Here is a 19,001-nt window from a genome sequence, read left to right as displayed (position 1 = left end):
TCACTCATAGAATTACGGTGTTATCTTACGTTTCGTGCAGCCTCGATGGCAGCGGCATAGCGACGGATGTAGGCGCTATATTCATCCATCATGCCGGCAATATTGTGTATGGCGGCAGTAGCTTGACGAAACTGATTCATGAAGCGTGCATTCTGTTCATCGTGCCATCCTTCGTTCACACGATCCATCTCGGCATTGGCTTGCGAAAAACTGGTGATGAGTCCTTGACTCAGATTGGTGAGGCCACTTGCAAAGTGAAGTAGTTCCTCTTGCGATTGTACGTTAATGTCTGACATATGGCTATACAATTAAATTAGGGGTTATGAATGGCTTTACTTATATAACATAAGGAGAAAGTGTGACGCCACTGTTGGTCATGGCATTATATAGGTAGAGGCGAAGGCGCTCAGGGTCGTCGCCTAACTCTTCGAGGTGAATATCGTCGAAGTTGAACTTGGCTCCAGTGTCGCGGTCGTTACGCAGCAGAGCTAGGTAGAGAAAATGCTTGAAGACCTCGGAAGCATAGATCGAACCGTTATCAAAGAACAAGTTACTTAATTTCTGGAGTTGCCATACGGTATAGATATTACACTCAGGACCATTGATAAGCAGTTCTTTCCACACCGAGCGTAGCGGTATCTTTCCGACTGCTGCGGCATGCGACTGAGCTGTGAAACTCAGGTCTCCCCCGAAAAAGAGATTACTTTCCGTCTGACGTTGCTGGGCATCCTCCTCGCTACTTGATGCTGATGATTGGGTAGAGAGAGTCACCTCAGCGTTTTGACGCAACTCCACGTATCCGTCTTGATTGGTTACAATGACAAAGGTGGGTCTGTTGTTATCTGCTTTGAGCAGGGTATACAGTTCCTCCACCCGCGTGAGTCGTTTGCGTTGGTTGTCGCAGATTTCCACACCACGCTTCGCCAATGCATAGACGTAATCCTCCAGATCGGGATAGTCGATGAGATCATCGTTGAGGAAGAGGATGAAACGTGCATCCACTCCCGTCTGTTCGCTGTAGTGCATCAGCGAGAGAAGCGATACCAAAGCTACACGCAAACTCTGGAAGCGGTCGTTGGCTCCCAAGATGAGGAGGTTCTGTGCCAGGTCGTTACGCAAGCGAATGGATACGTTGTGCGAACGCACCTCCAGACTCTTGCCCAAGGAGAGTTCGGGATGTCGGCGATAAGTAAGTTCTGAGAGACCTTCCTCCAAGCTATACTTTTGCGTACCGGTAAAATAGAAAGGAGTGAAGTCTAATTTAGCTCCTTGGTTCTTATGCAAAATAGCTTCTAAATATTGGTCCATAAGGGGCTCTATGAAGTCGGGTAAGAAGCATTCCTGCTGTTCCGTCTGCTTGTTGAAGTGAGCCACACAATGCGGTTTCAGCTGATTTACGATGCCTTGTGCTCCCTCTACAAAACGCAGTGCATCTACCGGATCGCACTTTAAGAGATAAGGGTCAGTGATTTGTCCGATGATGTCGCGTGGCAGGGTGCATCCCGTGAGGGTCTGCGTGGCAAAAATAATGTGTACACCTTGGCTACGTCCTTGTTTGGCGATGCGGGTCACGATGTCATCCATCTCGGTTTGTATTTTGTGTCGTCCCTCGCGGAAGAGCTCATGGCATTCGTCAACCAATAGCACAATACGTGGAAGGGGTTGTGCAGGATGGGCGGCGTTATAGCTCTTTAGATTATTGCAACCCGCATTCCGCATCAGTTCACCCCGTTCTTGCATCAATGTGGTGATGTCGCGCAGAATTTCGAGGGTGATGTGAGGGTCGCTCTCATCGACCAGCAAGGCACGGACGTGAGGGTATTGGTGATAGCGGTTCAACTCCACACCTCCCGTTTTGAAGTCCATCAGATAGAATTGCAGACTTTTAGGTGAATACTTGAGCATGGCATTGCCCAGCAAAGTGTGCAGAAACACGCTCTTACCTGAACCTGTCTGTCCCAGCACGAAAGCATGTACATGATGTTCCTCATCGAGCGTAAAGTTCACACGCTGTTCAGTGTCAGAGTCAGTACCTATTTCTATGCTGAATTCCAGGCTGGCATCGAGTGCATCGGCCTCAAAGAGTTGTTTCTGTTGATGTTTCAACTGTTGCTGTTTTTGTTCTTCTTGTTTGCGTTCGTGCAGACTTACCTGATTAGTTAACAAGCTGAACAGCTTGCGAGTGAGTTCATCAGAAAGAGTGGGTATTATCTTGCAGACAGCACCTTGTGGTGTGCGGGGCAATTCCAGGAAACGGTTGGCAGGCCATTTGGTTGGCAGCGTCCCGATGAAGAGGAAGTAGATACCGGCATTGGTGCCGTCGGCCATCAACTTGGTGAGCTGCTCCATGCAGATAGCCGGACACGTATCGGAAGCCACTCCATGGATGATACAGAGTTCATAGCCATGTTCCATACGCCCCATTTTAGTATTGCGCGCTACGACATCGCCATATTGGGCAAAGGTATCACGTAGGTATTGCGTCTTGGAGCGTGTCCATGCAGTCAGTTCGTCGGCTGTGAGCACGAGGTCACCTAAATAGGCTTCATCCAAGCACGAACGTAGGTTTGTGAGGCCGGTAGAGAATCCTAAGTCAATGAATGATACTTTCAGTTTTCCGGTAGGAAAGGCTAAAAGAAGAGTAAGTAGCAATTGTCGGATCACCTCTTGATTGGAATCAATGGAAGTAGCATTGAAATGTGGACACCCCCACTTGGACTGCCAAGGGGTGAGTTGAGGCACCCAGAGCGTCTGCTCCCGTCCCATGAGGGGTACCTTGTAAGGATTGTAGGTCAAAGGAATGTGGTCGAGGGTGACACGGGTTTGTGCCTCAGTTGTCACGGCGCTAAACCATGACTCCTCCTTTAACGGCAAACCATAGGTCATATGCAGTCCCATATGGCTTATCTTCTGAGTGAATTCTTTCTGCAGGGTAGACACACTCGCCGAAGCCGCGTTCTGTTTACGTTCGAGGTAAAGACCTAATTCTTTTTTGAATGCCTCAGTTTGCTCTATCATGCAAGGCATGGCAGAAGGGGTGAAATCTTGATAGATGCTTTCTACCAGCGTAGCTTCTGTACGTCGACCGTGACCGGTCATTTGTTCCACCCATTGCTTCATAGCCTTGCGGAAGATTCCATCACTCAGCGATTTAAGGTCAACGTGCCAAGTCTTTCCCTTCCGTGTCTGATCGAGTCCGCACACAAAATAGTATTCGCAATAGAGAGCGTGCCACGTCCGCATAAAGTTACATAGATCGTCTGCCACGGGGGTGAGCAAGTCGGTGCGATTCAAGTCGCGGTTGTATCGTTCGATGTCTTCTATAATAGGATTTTTCATTGTCTCGTTTCCGTTCATGTAAAAATTTTACTTCACTTTCGTTCTCGCCCATTCATCATTTGAATAGTTTTTTCAATCCTCCTGCCAAAGGATGATTGATATCGAATACCACTTTATCGAGTCGATCACGCAGAGCAGTATCTTTGTCCAGTACACGTTTGCCGTCTGAACGACTTTTTAACGATTGGTAATATAATGCCATATGTTTGAGTCTATCCTTGAGTACACGCTTGTATTCCGGTATTTCTGCCAGGCGTGGTATAATCCAGTCTATGGCTTTGGCAGCCATATAGGGCATAGGAACGCATTTGTATTCCTTACTTTGACCGGATTCAGATGTATAGTAATGATGAGAGAACCAGACATTTGAACAATAATCCATCTTGATAAACTCCTCCATCTTAAATATAGCATAGTATCGATGATAATTACTTGAAGATTTATAAGCTTCGGTGGCATAATAGTAACGCGCATTTTGAGCATTGAGTGTAAAGTCTTTCGTCTCAATAGGATTCTCATAACGCTCAGTCATTTCCCATAATAGGCGAAGCCGTTCGTTGGATTCCATATATCCAAAAGCTGCTATGATATAGATGGCATCGCGATGACCATTTATATGGGCCATCCTCAGATACTCAGTAGCCTTCTTAGTATCTTTACGGGCTAGGTAGCATAGGCCAAGATAATACATGGCCTCCACCGATTTATTTTCTTCGATAGCCATTTGGGCGTAGCGAGAGGTGTCTTCATCCCAGTAGTCATGTCCATTGTAGCCATTGCGATCTCTGAGTAATAGAAACAAGTCTTTAGCTCCACGCTTGAAACCTAACTCTATCCCTTCCTTGTAGGCTGCAACGGCCATGCGAATGCGGTAACGTCCCTTGTCTTCAGTAGTCACGATGGTTATCTTGTTATAATGATAGAGATAACCGACCATGTAGGCACTGTATCCGCTTTTCTCCTGATTGGCAGACAATTCATAAAAATGCTTTGCAAAGTTATATTGTTTCAGGTTGTAGTAACAGTCGCCCAACATTTCATAGAGGGCAGGCATCAGCTTGTAAGCCAGTGTGGAATTGTTTACCTTTTGAGCCAGTGAGTCGGCCTTGAGGAGAAGGTCGGCGGCTTTGGAGTATACTTTGTCCGAATGAAAGACGATACTGCCTAGCTTATAGTAGAGAGCCGTGGACAGAATGGAGTTTGGATATTCGGTGATATAACGTTCCAAATAGCGTCGTTGCTCTTTTTCATCAGCAGAAAATTTCATAGCCATGTCGTAGAGTGCTTCCTGATAAAGTTCGGGACGGGGCGTGACAGCCGCATCAACGCCTCGACGTGTCAAGTTGATGGCCTCTGTTCGATTTTCTGCGATTCCCCAGCCACAGAGGGTAAATTGCGCTAAAGCCAACATAGAGAAGTTGTCGCCCGCATTAGCGCCTGCTTGGAAAACTTTCACCGCATCTTGGGGCTTCAAGACACCTGTACCACGCTTCACGGTTGTGCCCGAAAAAGCTCCAGGCAACGTAACGTGGTGGAAATAAATTTCTGAAAGCAAGGGAAATTTGAGCTTATGATCGCACAACGTGAGCCACCGTACGGCTTGTGACACTTGTTGCTCGGTACGCGTATCTTTATCGGTCAGTGGTGAGTTATTTTTGTCATATCCATAGTACCAGCAATACCCCAAATAATAGTAACGGCTTTTGTCGCCTCCTACGGCAGCCTTAAGTAGATAGGGAAATGCTTCGTGGTATTTTTTTTGTTCCGTGAGGCTCACGCATACATTGTGCAGCATATCAGCATCATCGCCCTTCAGCTCCAAGGCACGCTTGAAGTAAAGATTGGCCACGATTACATCGTGCGTGTTGAAGTAGGCTGCACCCAAATCGTTCAGAAAAAGATCTGGGTTATAAGGAGTTTGTTTTAAATCATTCTCTACGGCAGCCATACCTTTTGCTCCCTTAATGCGACATGAGGCAGTAGCCAGATTAATGCCCTGTACAGAATCGTTCTTACCATCTATGCCACGCAAACAGCATATAGCCAGTGCTATACGGCAACAAATACTCTTGTCTTGATAGCATTCTAACAACAAACGTGTACCTGCCATTACTTTCTTCTCATCGGTGTTGATTTGGTGTATAGCCATGAGCAGGGCTGCCGTTTGTGGAGCATAAGGAGTGAGTTTCTCTATGCTATAGGATAGATCGGGATTCTTCCAAATTTGTAACTCAAATAATTTGTCACCCACTTGCAAGGTGCAAGGTTTCTTGCTCATGAGTTGCTCTATGGTTGCAATACGCAAAAGATTATGAGCTGTTGTATTTGGAGTACCAGCAGGTCGTGTAACCTTGGAAAGTTGGTCAATAGTATCGTATAGTGAGCTGATGACAATATTCTCCATATTAATTTTCTTACCCTTAATTCCGCAGCATATTTATTTGTGAAAAGTACAAGTGTTTGATATATAAATATAAACACTTTTCCATGTCGGAAAATTTACCTATCTTAGTGCTGCGAAACTGCTAACATATTAAATTAACTGACATGGCAAATATAAACAAAATATCTCAGACTGCTGTATGTCAACAAAAAAAGTTTCTCACTGCTGATAAATATGCATAATATGGGCATCCAACTGCTAATAATCATTATTCTATGCGAGTGGGGAAAATATATAAAGAGTGTATATTTGAGGCGATAGATGTTAACACTTGAGATGATGGGGTATGTTCCATCTCAAGGTGTCGCTAATAACCGGCAAGACAAAAAACTAATGGTGTCAAGAGTTTCTACGGCTTTCTCGACATTATTGATAAGCAAATCCCTCTCTTTGAGAATCTCAATTTGCCTCTCAGTTGTTATGACTTGATACTTAACTCCCATAAATAAAAATGTCCCGCTGGGTACGCTAATCTTACGGGAAGCGAGCGGGATTTGTTGCTGTAAAGATAATGAAATATTTTTAATTCACAAGTAATTGCCATAGAGAAAAAGTCAGCCCCTTTTGGTTATCTTTGAGTTACCACACCAAAAGTATAACCATGGTTAAAGGTGCACATTTTCTCGGACAGCAATAATTGTTTTATTATCCTTGAATTTCTTTCTGATATTTTATTATTCAAAACTGTTGGTGAAATAGACACCTCCGGGGAAGCTTGTATAACCTTTTAGATTGTGGAGTAATGGATCTGTATTATATTCGAAATTGAAAATACTGATATTATTGGTTGTGTAGTCACTATAACCTTTAATTGTGTTTATATAGACATCACCATTATTAGGATTGATAGCAACTGAACCATATGTTATATTAGCATTTTCTATGTTTTCTCCTACATTATAAAGCATTTTAGTTTCTCCAATGGTGAAATTATGTCTATATATTTTGGTATCAAAGTTACTGTTAAAATAGAGCATATTACCTTTGGCTGAAATTGCTGGTGTACCATAGGATTTTAGTTGATAACTTTCTAGCTGGTTTGTTCTGATAATAGAATAATCTATGGAAGATAGTTTACTGATACTATGTTCCGTTGATACCCATATATTCCCATCATCAGCCTTAAGAACTCCTGTCGGTGTGCTATTGAATTCTTTTGTATTAATAACTTTTTGTCCTTGAATTACTACGATAGAAGTACCTTTTGCTATAAATACCTTTCCTTTAGATACTGCCATTCTTGTTTTAAGTGCACCTTCTGTACCTTCAATGAGCACAACACTCTTTGTAGAAGGGTTGAATAAATGAATTCCTTCACTGTCTCGGATGTATAGATTATCTTCATCGGTGACAGCAATATGTGTAGGAGAATTTAGATCACTTAATTCATCATGGTAGAATATAATTTTTTTAAGTGTTTCAGCATTCGCTACAATGACTCCCATCGTTGATTTGTTATTAAATGCTCCTTGACTGACAATATAAATTTTCCCGTTATTTATGTACAGGTCTTGACTAACATCCCCTAGATGGCTATTGTTTACTTCAAAATAAGCTTCTTTTGTTATTTCATAATTGGGGGAAATAAATATTAAATGGCTATTTGTTCTTCCGGCACTCCCTTCATTTAATATAAATGTTCCTTTTTTGTATTTACCATATACATTAATTTTTAGGGTTGCGCTTTCTTCAGTTTCGTTTGTGAAAACAGTAAGTGTGATTATGTGTTCTCCCAACTTTTCACTAGAGAAGTTGAATGTAGCTTCGTTTGATTTTACTTCATTATCAACTTTCCATTCAATTTTGGGAGTTATATTACACTCGTATTGGGCAACAAGTGTTAATATACCATTCTGTACTATTTCAGTTATTTCTTGTTCATTTGCAATGCTTACACTGGATAAACTTACTTTTGTGTCATCATCAGAACAAGCAGCGAAACCTAGTGATAAGGTTATTAGCATTAATACAAAATACTTTTTCATTCTTCTTTTAATTAAATAATTTATACATAATTGTTTATTGTTTCCCAAAATGTAAATCTTCAATAGCTTGTATTTCGGTTGAAATTTCTCCCATCCACCCTGTATTTTGATTGACAGCTGTGTAAATTCTAACGAAATCAATGCCATCTAATTGAACGGGATGTCCGTTTTTGTCTACTGCCCAGTCTATTTGAAATTTACTTTTTTCTGTGTTATTAGGGTGATTGTCTGCATATCCGTATGGATAGCAGTATCCTACCCAATGTTCTGGCATATCTTCACGAGGTTCATTCACAGCGTTATCTTTCAAACGGCTACCATGGAATGTCATCTCGTTCTCTTCTATCCATAATGGATAATATGAATTGGTAGTATAGAAATCATTTCTGTTTACATATCCCTCGTTTCCTTGATTATCTGTCCATTTAACTTTATCCAATATTGATGTGGGACGGTGATAAGTAATAGTATAATTTTTTATAGTTGCGGAAGACGTATATTCGCTGCCGGCAAGCTCATACCATTCATCATCAGGTAACTGGTTACCATTAACATCTTTCGAAACTAATACAATGCCTGGCTCTGAGCTTCCACCAAGCTTTCCGGTTAATGTCCCGAATGCGTCATAGTACGCGTTGCCATATATTTTGAAATCATATTGTCCGGGAACGTTAGGTACTGTATGATCAAATCCTACCGTGATATAACCTCCGTATGCTCCAAGACTAAGAAGACATAGGTCTGGATCTTTGAGTAGCTCTTCTGCGTATTTTCTCACATCTTCAGATGTATAGTTTTCTTTATAAGCAGTTGTGGATGTATTCATAAATTGGCAGGGAGCCGGTCTGTATTCCAATACTCTATTGGCAAATGCAGAGGGGGCATTCGGATCCGAGTCCTCTTCACTGCTGTCTCCTGATGATACTTTGTTGCTGAACACAACGGTATTAGGGTTCAGTCCGACACGGTTGATTCTGAATTGCAACTGTCCGTTCTGATTGAAGCAAAGTATGTCACCGGTTATGGTGTAACTATATGCTTCCGTTATGTAGATATTATCACTGTATGGATTGATATTAATACCGTAAGGGGTGTTGATCCGGGTTCCGTCTGTGATAAAGTTGTTGCGTATAGTCTGTCCGGTCTTTAGATTGAAAACCTTGATAGAAGATGATTCTGTATTGTAGTTGTAATTATATAAATAAGCGATATTGCCACTGATTGCAAAATTCATGACTTTTTCGTCATAAATATGTGCTACTTCATCTGTTCTGCAGTCTATCTTTACAAAGTGGAAGTCACCATCTGCTATGTTATTTCCATGAGTAGCTACATAAACTGTTTCGTCTGGTCCTGGTATAATACATCCGGGATTGGGACCGACTGTTATTTTCTTTATTTCTGTAAAGGAAGTGATGTCGATCACGGAAACTGTATTGTCTACACCTAAACCAGCCGAATAATCTAGACCACCGGAATTGGATACATATAGTTTGTCATTTTGTATACAGATATTTTCCGGGTTTCTTCCGGCTTTTGTCAAGGCATCTATTTCTAAGGAAGTAGTGTCGATCCGTGCAACGGTACCATCGTATGAACATACGTATGCCTTGTCTTTATGAAACGTGATATGGCGTGGCTGTCGTGAACTGCCGTTTTTTGCCAGCATAGGGATTTGTTTGATAGAAACTCCTGTTTGGAAGTCTATTACTTCAATGGTGCTGGATACATTGACTACAATGTATAATTTGCCACCATATAATGCCATATCATTGGCTGTATCACCCAACCCTCGTTTGTTTAGGTCCTTGAAGTAATTTTTAGTAAGCTTTCCTTTTTTGAACGAATAACGAGCCAAAGAACTGTTATTCAAGTTAAACAATCCTTCGCTTAATATATATAGCTCTGCAGTTCCGGTTTCGGAGATATTACTGCCATCAATGTTGGAGATAGATGGCTTGTCCTCCATATCATCACAGGCAATGAATAACAGTAAGAGCATCCATAACCATGTCTGCAATATATATTTTCTATTTATGGTTATTTGTTTCATAGTTAATATTTGATACTGAACGTTGCTCTAACAGAACGTCCGGGCATTGGAAAGTTCTTGATAATCTCATAATTGTTATTGGCTATATTTAATACTTCTATATGAATAGAAGTATTAATCTTCCGTATAGTTAACTCCTTCCCCACAGAGATACTATGGTCACTATAACTCTCCATTCTATTCTCTGTGATATTTTCTCCTTGTGTATATCGTTTTCCTGAGAACAGGAATGAGTAAGATAAATTAACCCAAGACGTCTCGATACCTACCTGTCCCGAACCGGAAACACGGGGGGTATAAGCTATCTGATGTTTGTAAGTTCTCCCTTCTTCGGAAGCAGGGTCGGAGTTGGTTACGTCCAAAGCCCGTTGGTATGTATAATTCCCCGAAAAATTGATACGGAGCTTTTCACAAGGCTGGAGGGACACGTTGCCTGTGACATCAATGCCTTTGATTTCTACACTGCCGAGATTTCTCATACTCCAGACAGCAAGGTTCTTGGTAGGATAGGCAATGATTTTATCCGTTATCTTGTTGTAATACGCATCAACAGTTGCCGAGAGATAAGGCAGGAACGGGCATACATCCTTACTGTATGTCAGACCGATATTATACTGCCGTGCATTCTCCGGTTTCAGCTTGTTGTTTCCAGTTTCACCGTAGTATAAATCGTTGAAGCTTGGCAGGCGAAAGATATCTTTGTAGAAAATTCTGATACGGAATTCTTCCTTGTCGAAAGGCTTGAACGAAGCGCTGACATACGGAGAAAGTTTACGGTGATTACCTGCACTTCCCCCTTTATCGGCCTGCTCGTAGATGACGGTTGCCAAAGCGGATGCAGAGAGAGTAAGCCAATTGTTTACATATTTTCCCGCAAAAGCTGTCAGCCACGAATAGCGCGTAGGATGGGCAAAGTCATTCAGATTGGCATTCATCGTGTTGATACTTCCGTCAGAAGAAAGCGAAAAAGACAAATTATTCAATAACCTGTAAAGCACGGACCCCGAAAGGTAATACTCCTGCTGGTAATAACTGTTCTCTATTTCTCCGGTAGAACCTTTGTAATCGGGATCTAAATAACGTTGATAGCTCCAATTCCACTTGGCAGAAGTCTGGAACACCCATTGCCGGTTAAATTCTTTCTTATATTGACTTTGAATAAATGTGTTCTTGTCCCAAAGACGTTGTGAAGAATGAGTATAATAGAAAGTTGTGGCATTGGGCAATCCGCGGGAAGATTGGAAATAATAGGCTTTTAGCCTCCATTGTTCTTTGTCGGAGAAGTTTCCGTAAAGCCCGGCTTCTGCACGAAATGTCTGTACATCCGTGTTCTTTCGCTTTTCCCGTGAACTCAGATCCCCTTCTTCATTTCCGTAATATAAGGTATATGGATAATGCCCGTCCGATGACATCCATTCGCCGTTGGCAGATACAGTCCATTTCCGACTGATCCGTTGTTCCAATAACAGACTGGGATTGACCAATCCCCATGAACCGGTCTTGAAAGACGCACTTATATTCGTGTGCTTTCCGTCCTCAAATCGGGGAGTGAGTGTTTGTATATTCAGTATTCCTGCTGAAGCAAAAAAACGGGCAGGCTGGAAGATGTTGTCGCTTTGACCGTTACTCAACGACAGTTGGTCGACATTATCGAGAGAGAAGCGTCCAAGGTCGATTTGTCCCGTTTGACAGTCAGTCAGTGTGATTCCGTCGTAACCTACAGCAGTATGTTGCGCACCCAGACTTCGTATGGATATCGTTTTCAGTCCGCCGATTCCCCCGTAATCTTTCACAGTTACTCCTGCAAAATGTTTCACGGCATCGGAAACCTGCAGGGCATTCAGATTCTTTAAAGCGTCTTTGGAAAATATCTGTAATGGGGCGGTAGAGCGAATCTCACGGGTCTGATAAATATCGGAAACGGTTATTTCGGGGATGTAATAGGTACGTGCGGTATCCACCCTTTGCTGTTGTGCAAAAAGTGAAGTCGATAAAAACAGGTTGCAGCTTACTGCAAAGATTGCTAAAGTCCTCTTTTCCATTTCCTCTTTTTTAGGTTTAAAAGTGTCCGGGCGAAATCCCTTCGACCGGACACGCATAAATAAACTTTTGGCAGAGTTTATTACAACATACTTTCTCTGAATCAGAATGATGAATGAAATGATAGACGGAATTGTCCGGTTCATTAGATTCAACGCTTTTTCCTCGAAAGCAGTGAAATTGGTTGCATGGCAGGTCTTCTGACTTGTTCCTGTTGCGAGCGCCTTCCCGGAAATTCTTCTTCCAGTGGCTAAAAGTAGGTTGCTTGCAACATAATATAGAACTTACAGCAGCGGGACTGTTCAGGATTTACACCTGATTCCCTTTTAATCGCTTTCCTCGTGTGAGGTCTGCGAACCAATGCGCGACAAAGATAGGTAGTTTATTTGTTTTTTGCAAGGAGTTATGGATGTAATAACAGATATTCTTCAACAGCTTGTGCGGTAATGGCTTTTTAAGTGGTTTATCTCTCTTTTGCCAATGTAAATACAAATTCCAGTCCGCCTCCCTGATTATTTTTCGCAGAGATACTTCCCCCGTGAATGATAACCGCATTCTTTACAATGGCCAATCCCAATCCTGTCCCGCCCAATTTCCGTGACCGCCCTTTGTCTACCCGGTAGAAGCGTTCAAAGAGTCGGTTCAGATGTTCGGGTGACACACCCACACCGGTATCGGCAAAGCTGAAATAGTAGAAACCTTCATCTTCGCGGAAACAGTTTATATTGATTTGGATATTTGTTCCGGCGTATGCAATGGCATTATCCATCAGATTGCGGAATATGGAATAAATCAGCGAATAATTTCCTTTGATTTGTATGCTCTTCTTTAAGGAATTGACAACCGTGATATGCTTCTCGTCCAGTTCCAGTGCAACCTCATTGATGATGTTGCCCACCAATAAGCTGATGTCCACCCGTTCCATATCAATCATGTTGGCAGCTTCGTCCATGCGGGTTAGTACGGATATATCCCTTAGCAACCGGCTCAGTCGGTTACTTTGGGCATAGCAGCGTTCCAGAAAAACATTAATTTTCTCACGCGGGATATTCTCGTTGCTGACAATCGTCTCCAGATACCCTTGAATACTGCTGACAGGAGTTTTCAATTCGTGGGCAATGTTCTGTGTCAATTGCCGTTTCAAGTTTATCTGTTCTTCTTCCTGAGTGACATCATTGATCGAAATCTCAAAGCTGGCATCTTGAAAGATGATACATTCCACGATAAAGGTTCGTCCGTTTTTATTGATTGTGACAGACATTCTCTTTTCGTCTTTTCCTCCTGAGCGCTGTCTTTGGTTCTTGTTGATGAAGTGGATGATCTCTTTCAGTTCGCTGATAGCAAAGACTTCTTCCGTAGTTTCCAGGTTGGAGTCTGAAATCAGATTACTGTATTGGGTAAAGAGGTTGTTGACCAGAATCTCCTTTTTGTCTTTCGTAAATACTCCCAGTCCTTCATGCGAAATCTGGAGGTGAGTGATCAATTTCTCACGTTCGATGTAAAGTGCCTCTTTGGTCTCGTGCAGCCGCTTGTATATTTGTATGATATGTTGCGATATTTCCCCCAGCTCGTTATGCGGGAAAGCTGATTGCATAGCCATTTCGATAGGCTCGTTCCGGTCGGCACGCATGGCGAACTCGCGAAGCTGGTTGATGGAAGTTCCCAATTTATTCGTGAACTTATAGAAAATAATCATCAGCAACAGAGTCACAATGACCGTAAACCATAAATAATGCGGGTCGGCTTTCAGATTGTTGATGAGGCTGACATTATAAGGTAGAGCCGAACGGACAATATAGTCTTTGTAACGTGTAGCCGAATAAAAATAGGGGACACCGGTCGTCTCGGAAGTACGCCGTACGTCATATCCATTTCCCTGTTTCAGCGCCTTTTGTACTTCCGGACGGTCTAAATGGTTCTCCATCTGCCCGTTGTGGTTCGAATAACTGTCGTAAAGCACATTTCCGTCTATATCAATAAGAGTTACACGCAAATCTTCCAGAATATGGTTGTTGATATAACCGGTAATAATTGAACTGTCCGGCGATTGCCTGCTCAACTGTTCATAGAGCCGGCTGTTGTAATCCTGTAATTTTGTGTTCAGCAATTCCACCTTATATTCCCGCTCACGTTGATACTGATACGCGATAAAGCAAACGGCAAATACCAGAAACAGTGAAATGACCGAGAGAAAAAGCTTTCGGCTGAAAGAGAGGAAATGTTTTTGAGTTACAGGCAGATTCATAGGGAGTAGTTATTACGCTTCAAAACAGTATCCATATCCGAGACGAGTGACGATGCACTTGCCGTATATTCCTATCTTCTTGCGCAGGCGGGTGATATTTACGTCAATAGTACGGTCGAGTACATATACCTCGTCGCTCCATATACGTGCCAGAATATCTTCACGTGAAAATACCCGTCCTTTATTCTGTACCAACAGAAGCAATATTTCAAATTCTTTTTTAGTCAACGGCACTTCTTCTTCGTCGATACTTACCTTCTTTTTCGTGATATCAATGACGAGCGTCTGGTAAGTAAGCCGTTCGGGAACTCTTTCTGTTTCCGCTGCAGCCGTGCGTCTCAATACAGCTTTTACACGGGCAATGACCTCCCGCAGCGAAAATGGCTTCGAGATATAATCATCCGCGCCTAGATTGAAGCCGGTCACGGTGTCGTTCTCGGTATCTTTGGCTGTGATAAAGATGATAGGCACTTTTGCCGTTTTCTTGTCCTTTTTCAGCATGTTCGCCATTTTGAATCCGGAGATTTCCCCCATCATCACATCGAGAAGAATTAGCTGATAACTACAAATATCCATCTTCAAAGCCTCTTCGGCGGAGTTTGCGGTATCCACCTCGTAACCTTCATTTTCAAGATTGAATTTCAGAATCTCGCAGAGGTCTTCTTCATCGTCGACAACTAGAATACGGGTTTCATTCATAAGCTATATGTATTAATATGACAAAGTTACGTTTTTATTTTATTTGATGCAAAGATGAGGATACTTTGTTACGGTCAGATGAAACAGATATTACAATCTTGTTACATTCCTCCCAATCCTGCGGATAGAATAAAATATCGAAGTTTTTGCGGGTTATAAGAGGAAAAAACGTTTGCTATTTGTTATCTTTGTTAGCGAGAAAAGATAGAGATGTTTGATTAATAGATACTACAAACGATGATAAAAGTTGACTTGAAACGACATAGACGCGAAGTAATTGGTGCGGTTATCGTGTTGCTGCTTCTGCTTGGCGGAGTGTCCGTCTTTAAATATACCACGTTCAATCCCGGTTTTGAGATTGTTGATGATTTGGGAGGAAATATCTTTCCTTCGGCTATTCTTTCCGTAGCCACAACCGATGCGCAAGTCATTATCCCGTCGGATTCCACCAGTCTGGGAAATCCGAAATCCTGCATTGCCATTCGGGTAAAGTCGCGGGCGGCATATAGCCGGGTAAGGATTGAGGTGGCTGAAACTCCTTTCTTCTCCCGCTCCGTCTCAGAGTTTATCCTGAACAAACCACGAACGGAATATACGATTTATCCGGATATAATCTGGAATTATGAAGCATTGAAGAACAACCTTCAGGCGGAACCCGTGAGCGTTGCCGTGACAGTGGAGATGAACGGAAAGGAATTGGGACAGCGGGTGCGTACATTTTCCGTGCGCAGTATCAATGAATGTCTGTTGGGCTATGTGGCGAACGGTACCAAGTTTCATGATACCGGTATTTTCTTTGCCGCCTACGTCAACGAAGAGAATCCGATGATCGATCAGTTGCTCCGTGAGGCGTTGAATACCCGCATTGTGAATCGCTTTCTCGGTTATCAAAGCAAGGCTAAAGGAGCCGTAGACAAGCAGGTGTATGCGCTTTGGAATATATTGCAGAAGCGGAATTTCCGTTACAGTTCGGTTTCCAATACCAGTCTTTCGAGCAATGTCGTGTTCTCTCAGCGTGTCCGTACGTTCGATGATGCGCTGGAATCTTCACAGATTAACTGTGTGGACGGCAGCGTGCTGTTTGCCTCCTTGCTTCGTGCCATCAATATCGATCCTATCCTGGTGCGTACGCCGGGACATATGTTTGTAGGCTATTATACCGACAATTCGCATACCGATATGAACTTCCTGGAAACGACGATGATCGGTGATGTCGATCTGGATGATTTCTTTCCCGATGAACAACTGGATTCTACGATGGTAGGTAAATCACAGAACGAGATGTCATTGCTGACTTTCGAGAAATCAAAGCAATATGCCAATAAAAAGTATAAGGAGAACGAAGAAGGTATTCATTCCGGAAAGTTGAACTATATGTTTTTGGAAATCTCCAAAGAAGTACGCAGGAAAATACAGCCGATAGGAAAATAATTCGTATTTTTGCCAAGTAATCAAATGTAGAAAAAGAATGCAAGGCAAGAAATTTATCTCTCCCGGAGCATGGTTTTCGATGAACTATCCTTCGGACTGGAACGAGTTTGAGGATGGCGAAGGCTCTTTTCTCTTCTATAATCCCGATGTGTGGTCGGGTAATTTTCGTATTTCCGCATTCAAAGGTAAAGCCGGTTATGGCAAAGAAGCCATCCGGCAGGAACTGAAAGAGAACGATTCGGCTTCGTTGGTGAAGGTCGGGGCGTTGGAGTGTGCGTATAGCAAAGAGATGTTCCAGGAAGAAGGAACTTACTATACATCCCATGTATGGATTACAGGCATTGACGATATTGCTTTCGAATGCTCGTTTACCGTACCCAAAGGTGGAACGGTGAAAGAAGCCGAAGAAGTCATTGCCACGTTGGAGATACGTAAGGAAGGACAGAAGTATCCGGCCGAGTTGATCCCCGTTCGCCTTTCCGAAATCTATCAGATTAATGAAGGATATGAATGGACGGTATCTACCGTGAAGCAGGAATTGAAGAAAGATTTTCAAGGAACGGAAGATGACCTCGAAAAACTCCAGCAGATGATTGACAGCGGTAAGATCGGTCCGAAGAAAAAAGACGAGTGGCTGGCTATCGGTATTACGATCTGCACGATCCTTGCCAATGAAGTGGACGGTATGGAATGGAAGACATTGATTGACGGCAACCGGGAAGCGCCGGTTCTTCAATATAAGAACGGCATTATCGACCCGATGAAACTGACATGGAGCAGAATAAAGGCCGGAGAATCTTGCAACGTCATAGAAACTTATAAGTCTGCGCTTACTGCCGACTAACCTTAATCGCTAACTCCTAATCACTTACTTACGTGACAGTACCTTATTTACAGATAGATAACCTGACCAAGTCCTTCGGTGACTTGGTCCTTTTTGAAAATATATCTTTTGGCATTGCTGAGGGGCAGCGTGTCGGATTAATAGCAAAGAACGGCAGCGGAAAGACTACGCTGCTGAATATCATCGCCGGAAAAGAGGGCTATGATAGTGGAAGCATTGTTTTCAGACGCGACCTTCGGGTGGATTATCTGGAGCAGGACCCGCAGTATCCCGAAGAATTAACCGTGCTGGAAGCCTGTTTCCATCATGGCAACAGTACCGTTGAGCTGATAAAAGAATACGAGCGTTGTATGGAAACGGAAGGACATCCGGGACTGGAGGATCTTCTGGTTCGTATGGACCATGAGAAAGCGTGGGAGTATGAGCAGAAAGCGAAGCAAATCCTTTCGCAACTTAAGATTCGTAACTTTGACCAAAAGGTGAAGCAGCTTTCCGGTGGGCAATTGAAGCGTGTAGCTTTGGCAAATGCACTGATTACCGAACCGGAGCTGTTGATTCTTGACGAGCCTACCAACCATTTGGATCTGGATATGACCGAATGGCTCGAAGATTATCTTCGCCGTACCAATCTCAGTCTGCTGATGGTGACTCACGACCGTTATTTCCTCGACCGTGTCTGTTCGGAAATTATCGAAATAGATAATCGGCAAGTGTATCAATATAAAGGAAATTACAGCTATTACCTCGAAAAGCGACAGGAACGGATGGACGCTAAAAGTGTGGAAATAGAACGAGCCAACAACCTTTATCGTACGGAACTCGACTGGATGCGCCGAATGCCGCAAGCGCGCGGACACAAAGCCCGTTACCGTGAGGAGGCTTTCTACGAATTGGAGAAAGTGGCGAAGCAACGGCTCCGCAACGATAACGTAAAGCTGGAAGTGAAAGCGTCGTATATAGGAAGTAAGATATTCGAAGCCGACCATTTGTTCAAGAGTTTCGGGGATTTAAAGATTCTGGATGATTTCTCCTATATCTTTTCCCGTTATGAGAAGATGGGGATTGTGGGAAACAACGGAACCGGCAAATCGACTTTCATCAAAATATTGATGGGACAGGTACAGCCTGATAGCGGTACGGTGGATATTGGTGAAACGGTTCGTTTCGGTTATTACTCGCAGGACGGACTCCAGTTTGACGAGCAAATGAAAGTGATTGACGTGATACAGGATATTGCCGAAGTCATAGAGCTGGGAAATGGGAAAAAACTGACCGCTTCGCAATTTCTGCAACATTTCCTGTTCACTCCCGAGACCCAGCACAGCTATGTCTATAAACTGAGTGGGGGCGAACGCCGCCGCCTGTATTTGTGCACTGTCCTGATGCGCAATCCTAATTTCCTTGTGCTGGATGAACCGACCAACGATCTTGATATTATTACGTTGAATGTGCTCGAAGAGTATCTTCAGAACTTCAAAGGTTGTGTGATTGTGGTTTCCCACGACCGTTATTTTATGGATAAGGTCGTAGACCACTTGATGGTTTTCAACGGACAGGGAGATATTCGCGATTTTCCCGGCAATTATAGTGATTACCGTGATTGGAAAGAAGCGAAAGCGCAAAAGGAGAAAGAAGCCGAAAAGCCGCAAGAGGAAAAGACTGCCCGTGTCCGTCTGAACGACAAGCGTAAGATGAGTTTCAAGGAGAAGCGCGAATTTGAACAATTAGAGAAAGATATAGCCGAACTGGAATCCGAAAAGGCGCAGATTGAGGAGCTTCTTTGTAGTGGTACCCTCTCTGTTGACGAACTGACGGAGAAATCGAAACGTTTGCCCGAAGTGAATGATCTGATCGACGAGAAAACAATGCGTTGGCTGGAACTCAGTGAGATAGAAAGCTAAGCAATGTCGATAGTAAGAAAA

Annotated in this window: 11 protein-coding genes and 1 riboswitch; of the genes, 3 read left to right on the top strand and 8 right to left on the bottom strand. The window is 43.1% G+C overall.

The features are described 5' to 3' along the window. Positions 1-20: 20 nt before the first annotated feature. The 8 genes from GD630_RS09230 to GD630_RS09195 all read right to left on the bottom strand — a co-directional run bounded on the left by GD630_RS09230 (position 21) and on the right by GD630_RS09195 (position 14,804). Positions 21-296 (bottom strand): hypothetical protein, encoded by a 276-nt coding sequence (locus tag GD630_RS09230; RefSeq protein ID WP_143866457.1) that lies wholly within the window; start codon positions 294-296, stop codon positions 21-23. Positions 297-336: 40 nt separating this feature from the next. Next, a complete protein-coding gene (locus GD630_RS09225; protein WP_182505744.1) occupies positions 337-3,339 on the bottom strand; it encodes an FtsK/SpoIIIE domain-containing protein in 3,003 nt (1,000 codons plus the stop codon). Between the two features lie 55 nt (positions 3,340-3,394). Beyond that, on the bottom strand, positions 3,395-5,743 hold the full coding sequence (locus GD630_RS09220) for a sel1 repeat family protein (protein ID WP_143866454.1): 2,349 nt from the start codon (positions 5,741-5,743) through the stop codon (positions 3,395-3,397). A gap of 713 nt (positions 5,744-6,456) precedes the next feature. Next, positions 6,457-7,767: a DUF5074 domain-containing protein gene (locus GD630_RS09215; RefSeq protein ID WP_143866452.1), complete on the bottom strand. Its 1,311-nt coding sequence runs from the start codon at positions 7,765-7,767 to the stop codon at positions 6,457-6,459. Positions 7,768-7,801: 34 nt separating this feature from the next. Next, entirely contained in the window at positions 7,802-9,820 is a 2,019-nt protein-coding gene (locus GD630_RS09210) for a YncE family protein (RefSeq protein ID WP_394368251.1), read from the bottom strand. Positions 9,821-9,822: 2 nt separating this feature from the next. Then, complete coding sequence (locus GD630_RS09205; protein ID WP_143866450.1) at positions 9,823-11,862, bottom strand: TonB-dependent receptor plug domain-containing protein; 2,040 nt, start codon at positions 11,860-11,862, stop codon at positions 9,823-9,825. A 171-nt stretch (positions 11,863-12,033) separates the two neighbouring features. Continuing rightward, positions 12,034-12,237: riboswitch (cobalamin riboswitch) on the bottom strand. An 86-nt stretch (positions 12,238-12,323) separates the two neighbouring features. Next, the gene (locus GD630_RS09200) at positions 12,324-14,105 is read right to left on the bottom strand and encodes an ATP-binding protein (RefSeq protein WP_143866449.1); all 1,782 of its coding nucleotides are present in this window, start codon (positions 14,103-14,105) and stop codon (positions 12,324-12,326) included. 12 nt (positions 14,106-14,117) lie between these two features. Continuing rightward, on the bottom strand, positions 14,118-14,804 hold the full coding sequence (locus tag GD630_RS09195; protein ID WP_007766028.1) for a response regulator transcription factor: 687 nt from the start codon (positions 14,802-14,804) through the stop codon (positions 14,118-14,120). A 237-nt stretch (positions 14,805-15,041) separates the two neighbouring features. Between GD630_RS09195 and GD630_RS09190 the strand changes: the two genes are divergently transcribed. From GD630_RS09190 to GD630_RS09180, 3 genes are read left to right on the top strand one after another with little or no spacing between them, the layout of a single operon-like run. Further along, positions 15,042-16,235: a hypothetical protein gene (locus tag GD630_RS09190; protein WP_143866447.1), complete on the top strand. Its 1,194-nt coding sequence runs from the start codon at positions 15,042-15,044 to the stop codon at positions 16,233-16,235. Positions 16,236-16,272: 37 nt separating this feature from the next. Further along, entirely contained in the window at positions 16,273-17,079 is an 807-nt protein-coding gene (locus tag GD630_RS09185) for a DUF3805 domain-containing protein (RefSeq protein ID WP_143866445.1), read from the top strand. Positions 17,080-17,111: 32 nt separating this feature from the next. Beyond that, positions 17,112-18,980 carry an ABC-F family ATP-binding cassette domain-containing protein gene (locus GD630_RS09180; protein ID WP_143866443.1) on the top strand — a complete coding sequence of 623 codons (1,869 nt, stop codon included), beginning with the start codon at positions 17,112-17,114 and terminating at the stop codon, positions 18,978-18,980. Positions 18,981-19,001 lie beyond the last annotated feature (21 nt).

The sequence above is a fragment of the Bacteroides zhangwenhongii genome (assembly GCF_009193325.2).
GTDB classification, from domain to species: domain Bacteria; phylum Bacteroidota; class Bacteroidia; order Bacteroidales; family Bacteroidaceae; genus Bacteroides; species Bacteroides zhangwenhongii.
This window is presented reverse-complemented; position numbering and strand designations above follow the sequence as displayed.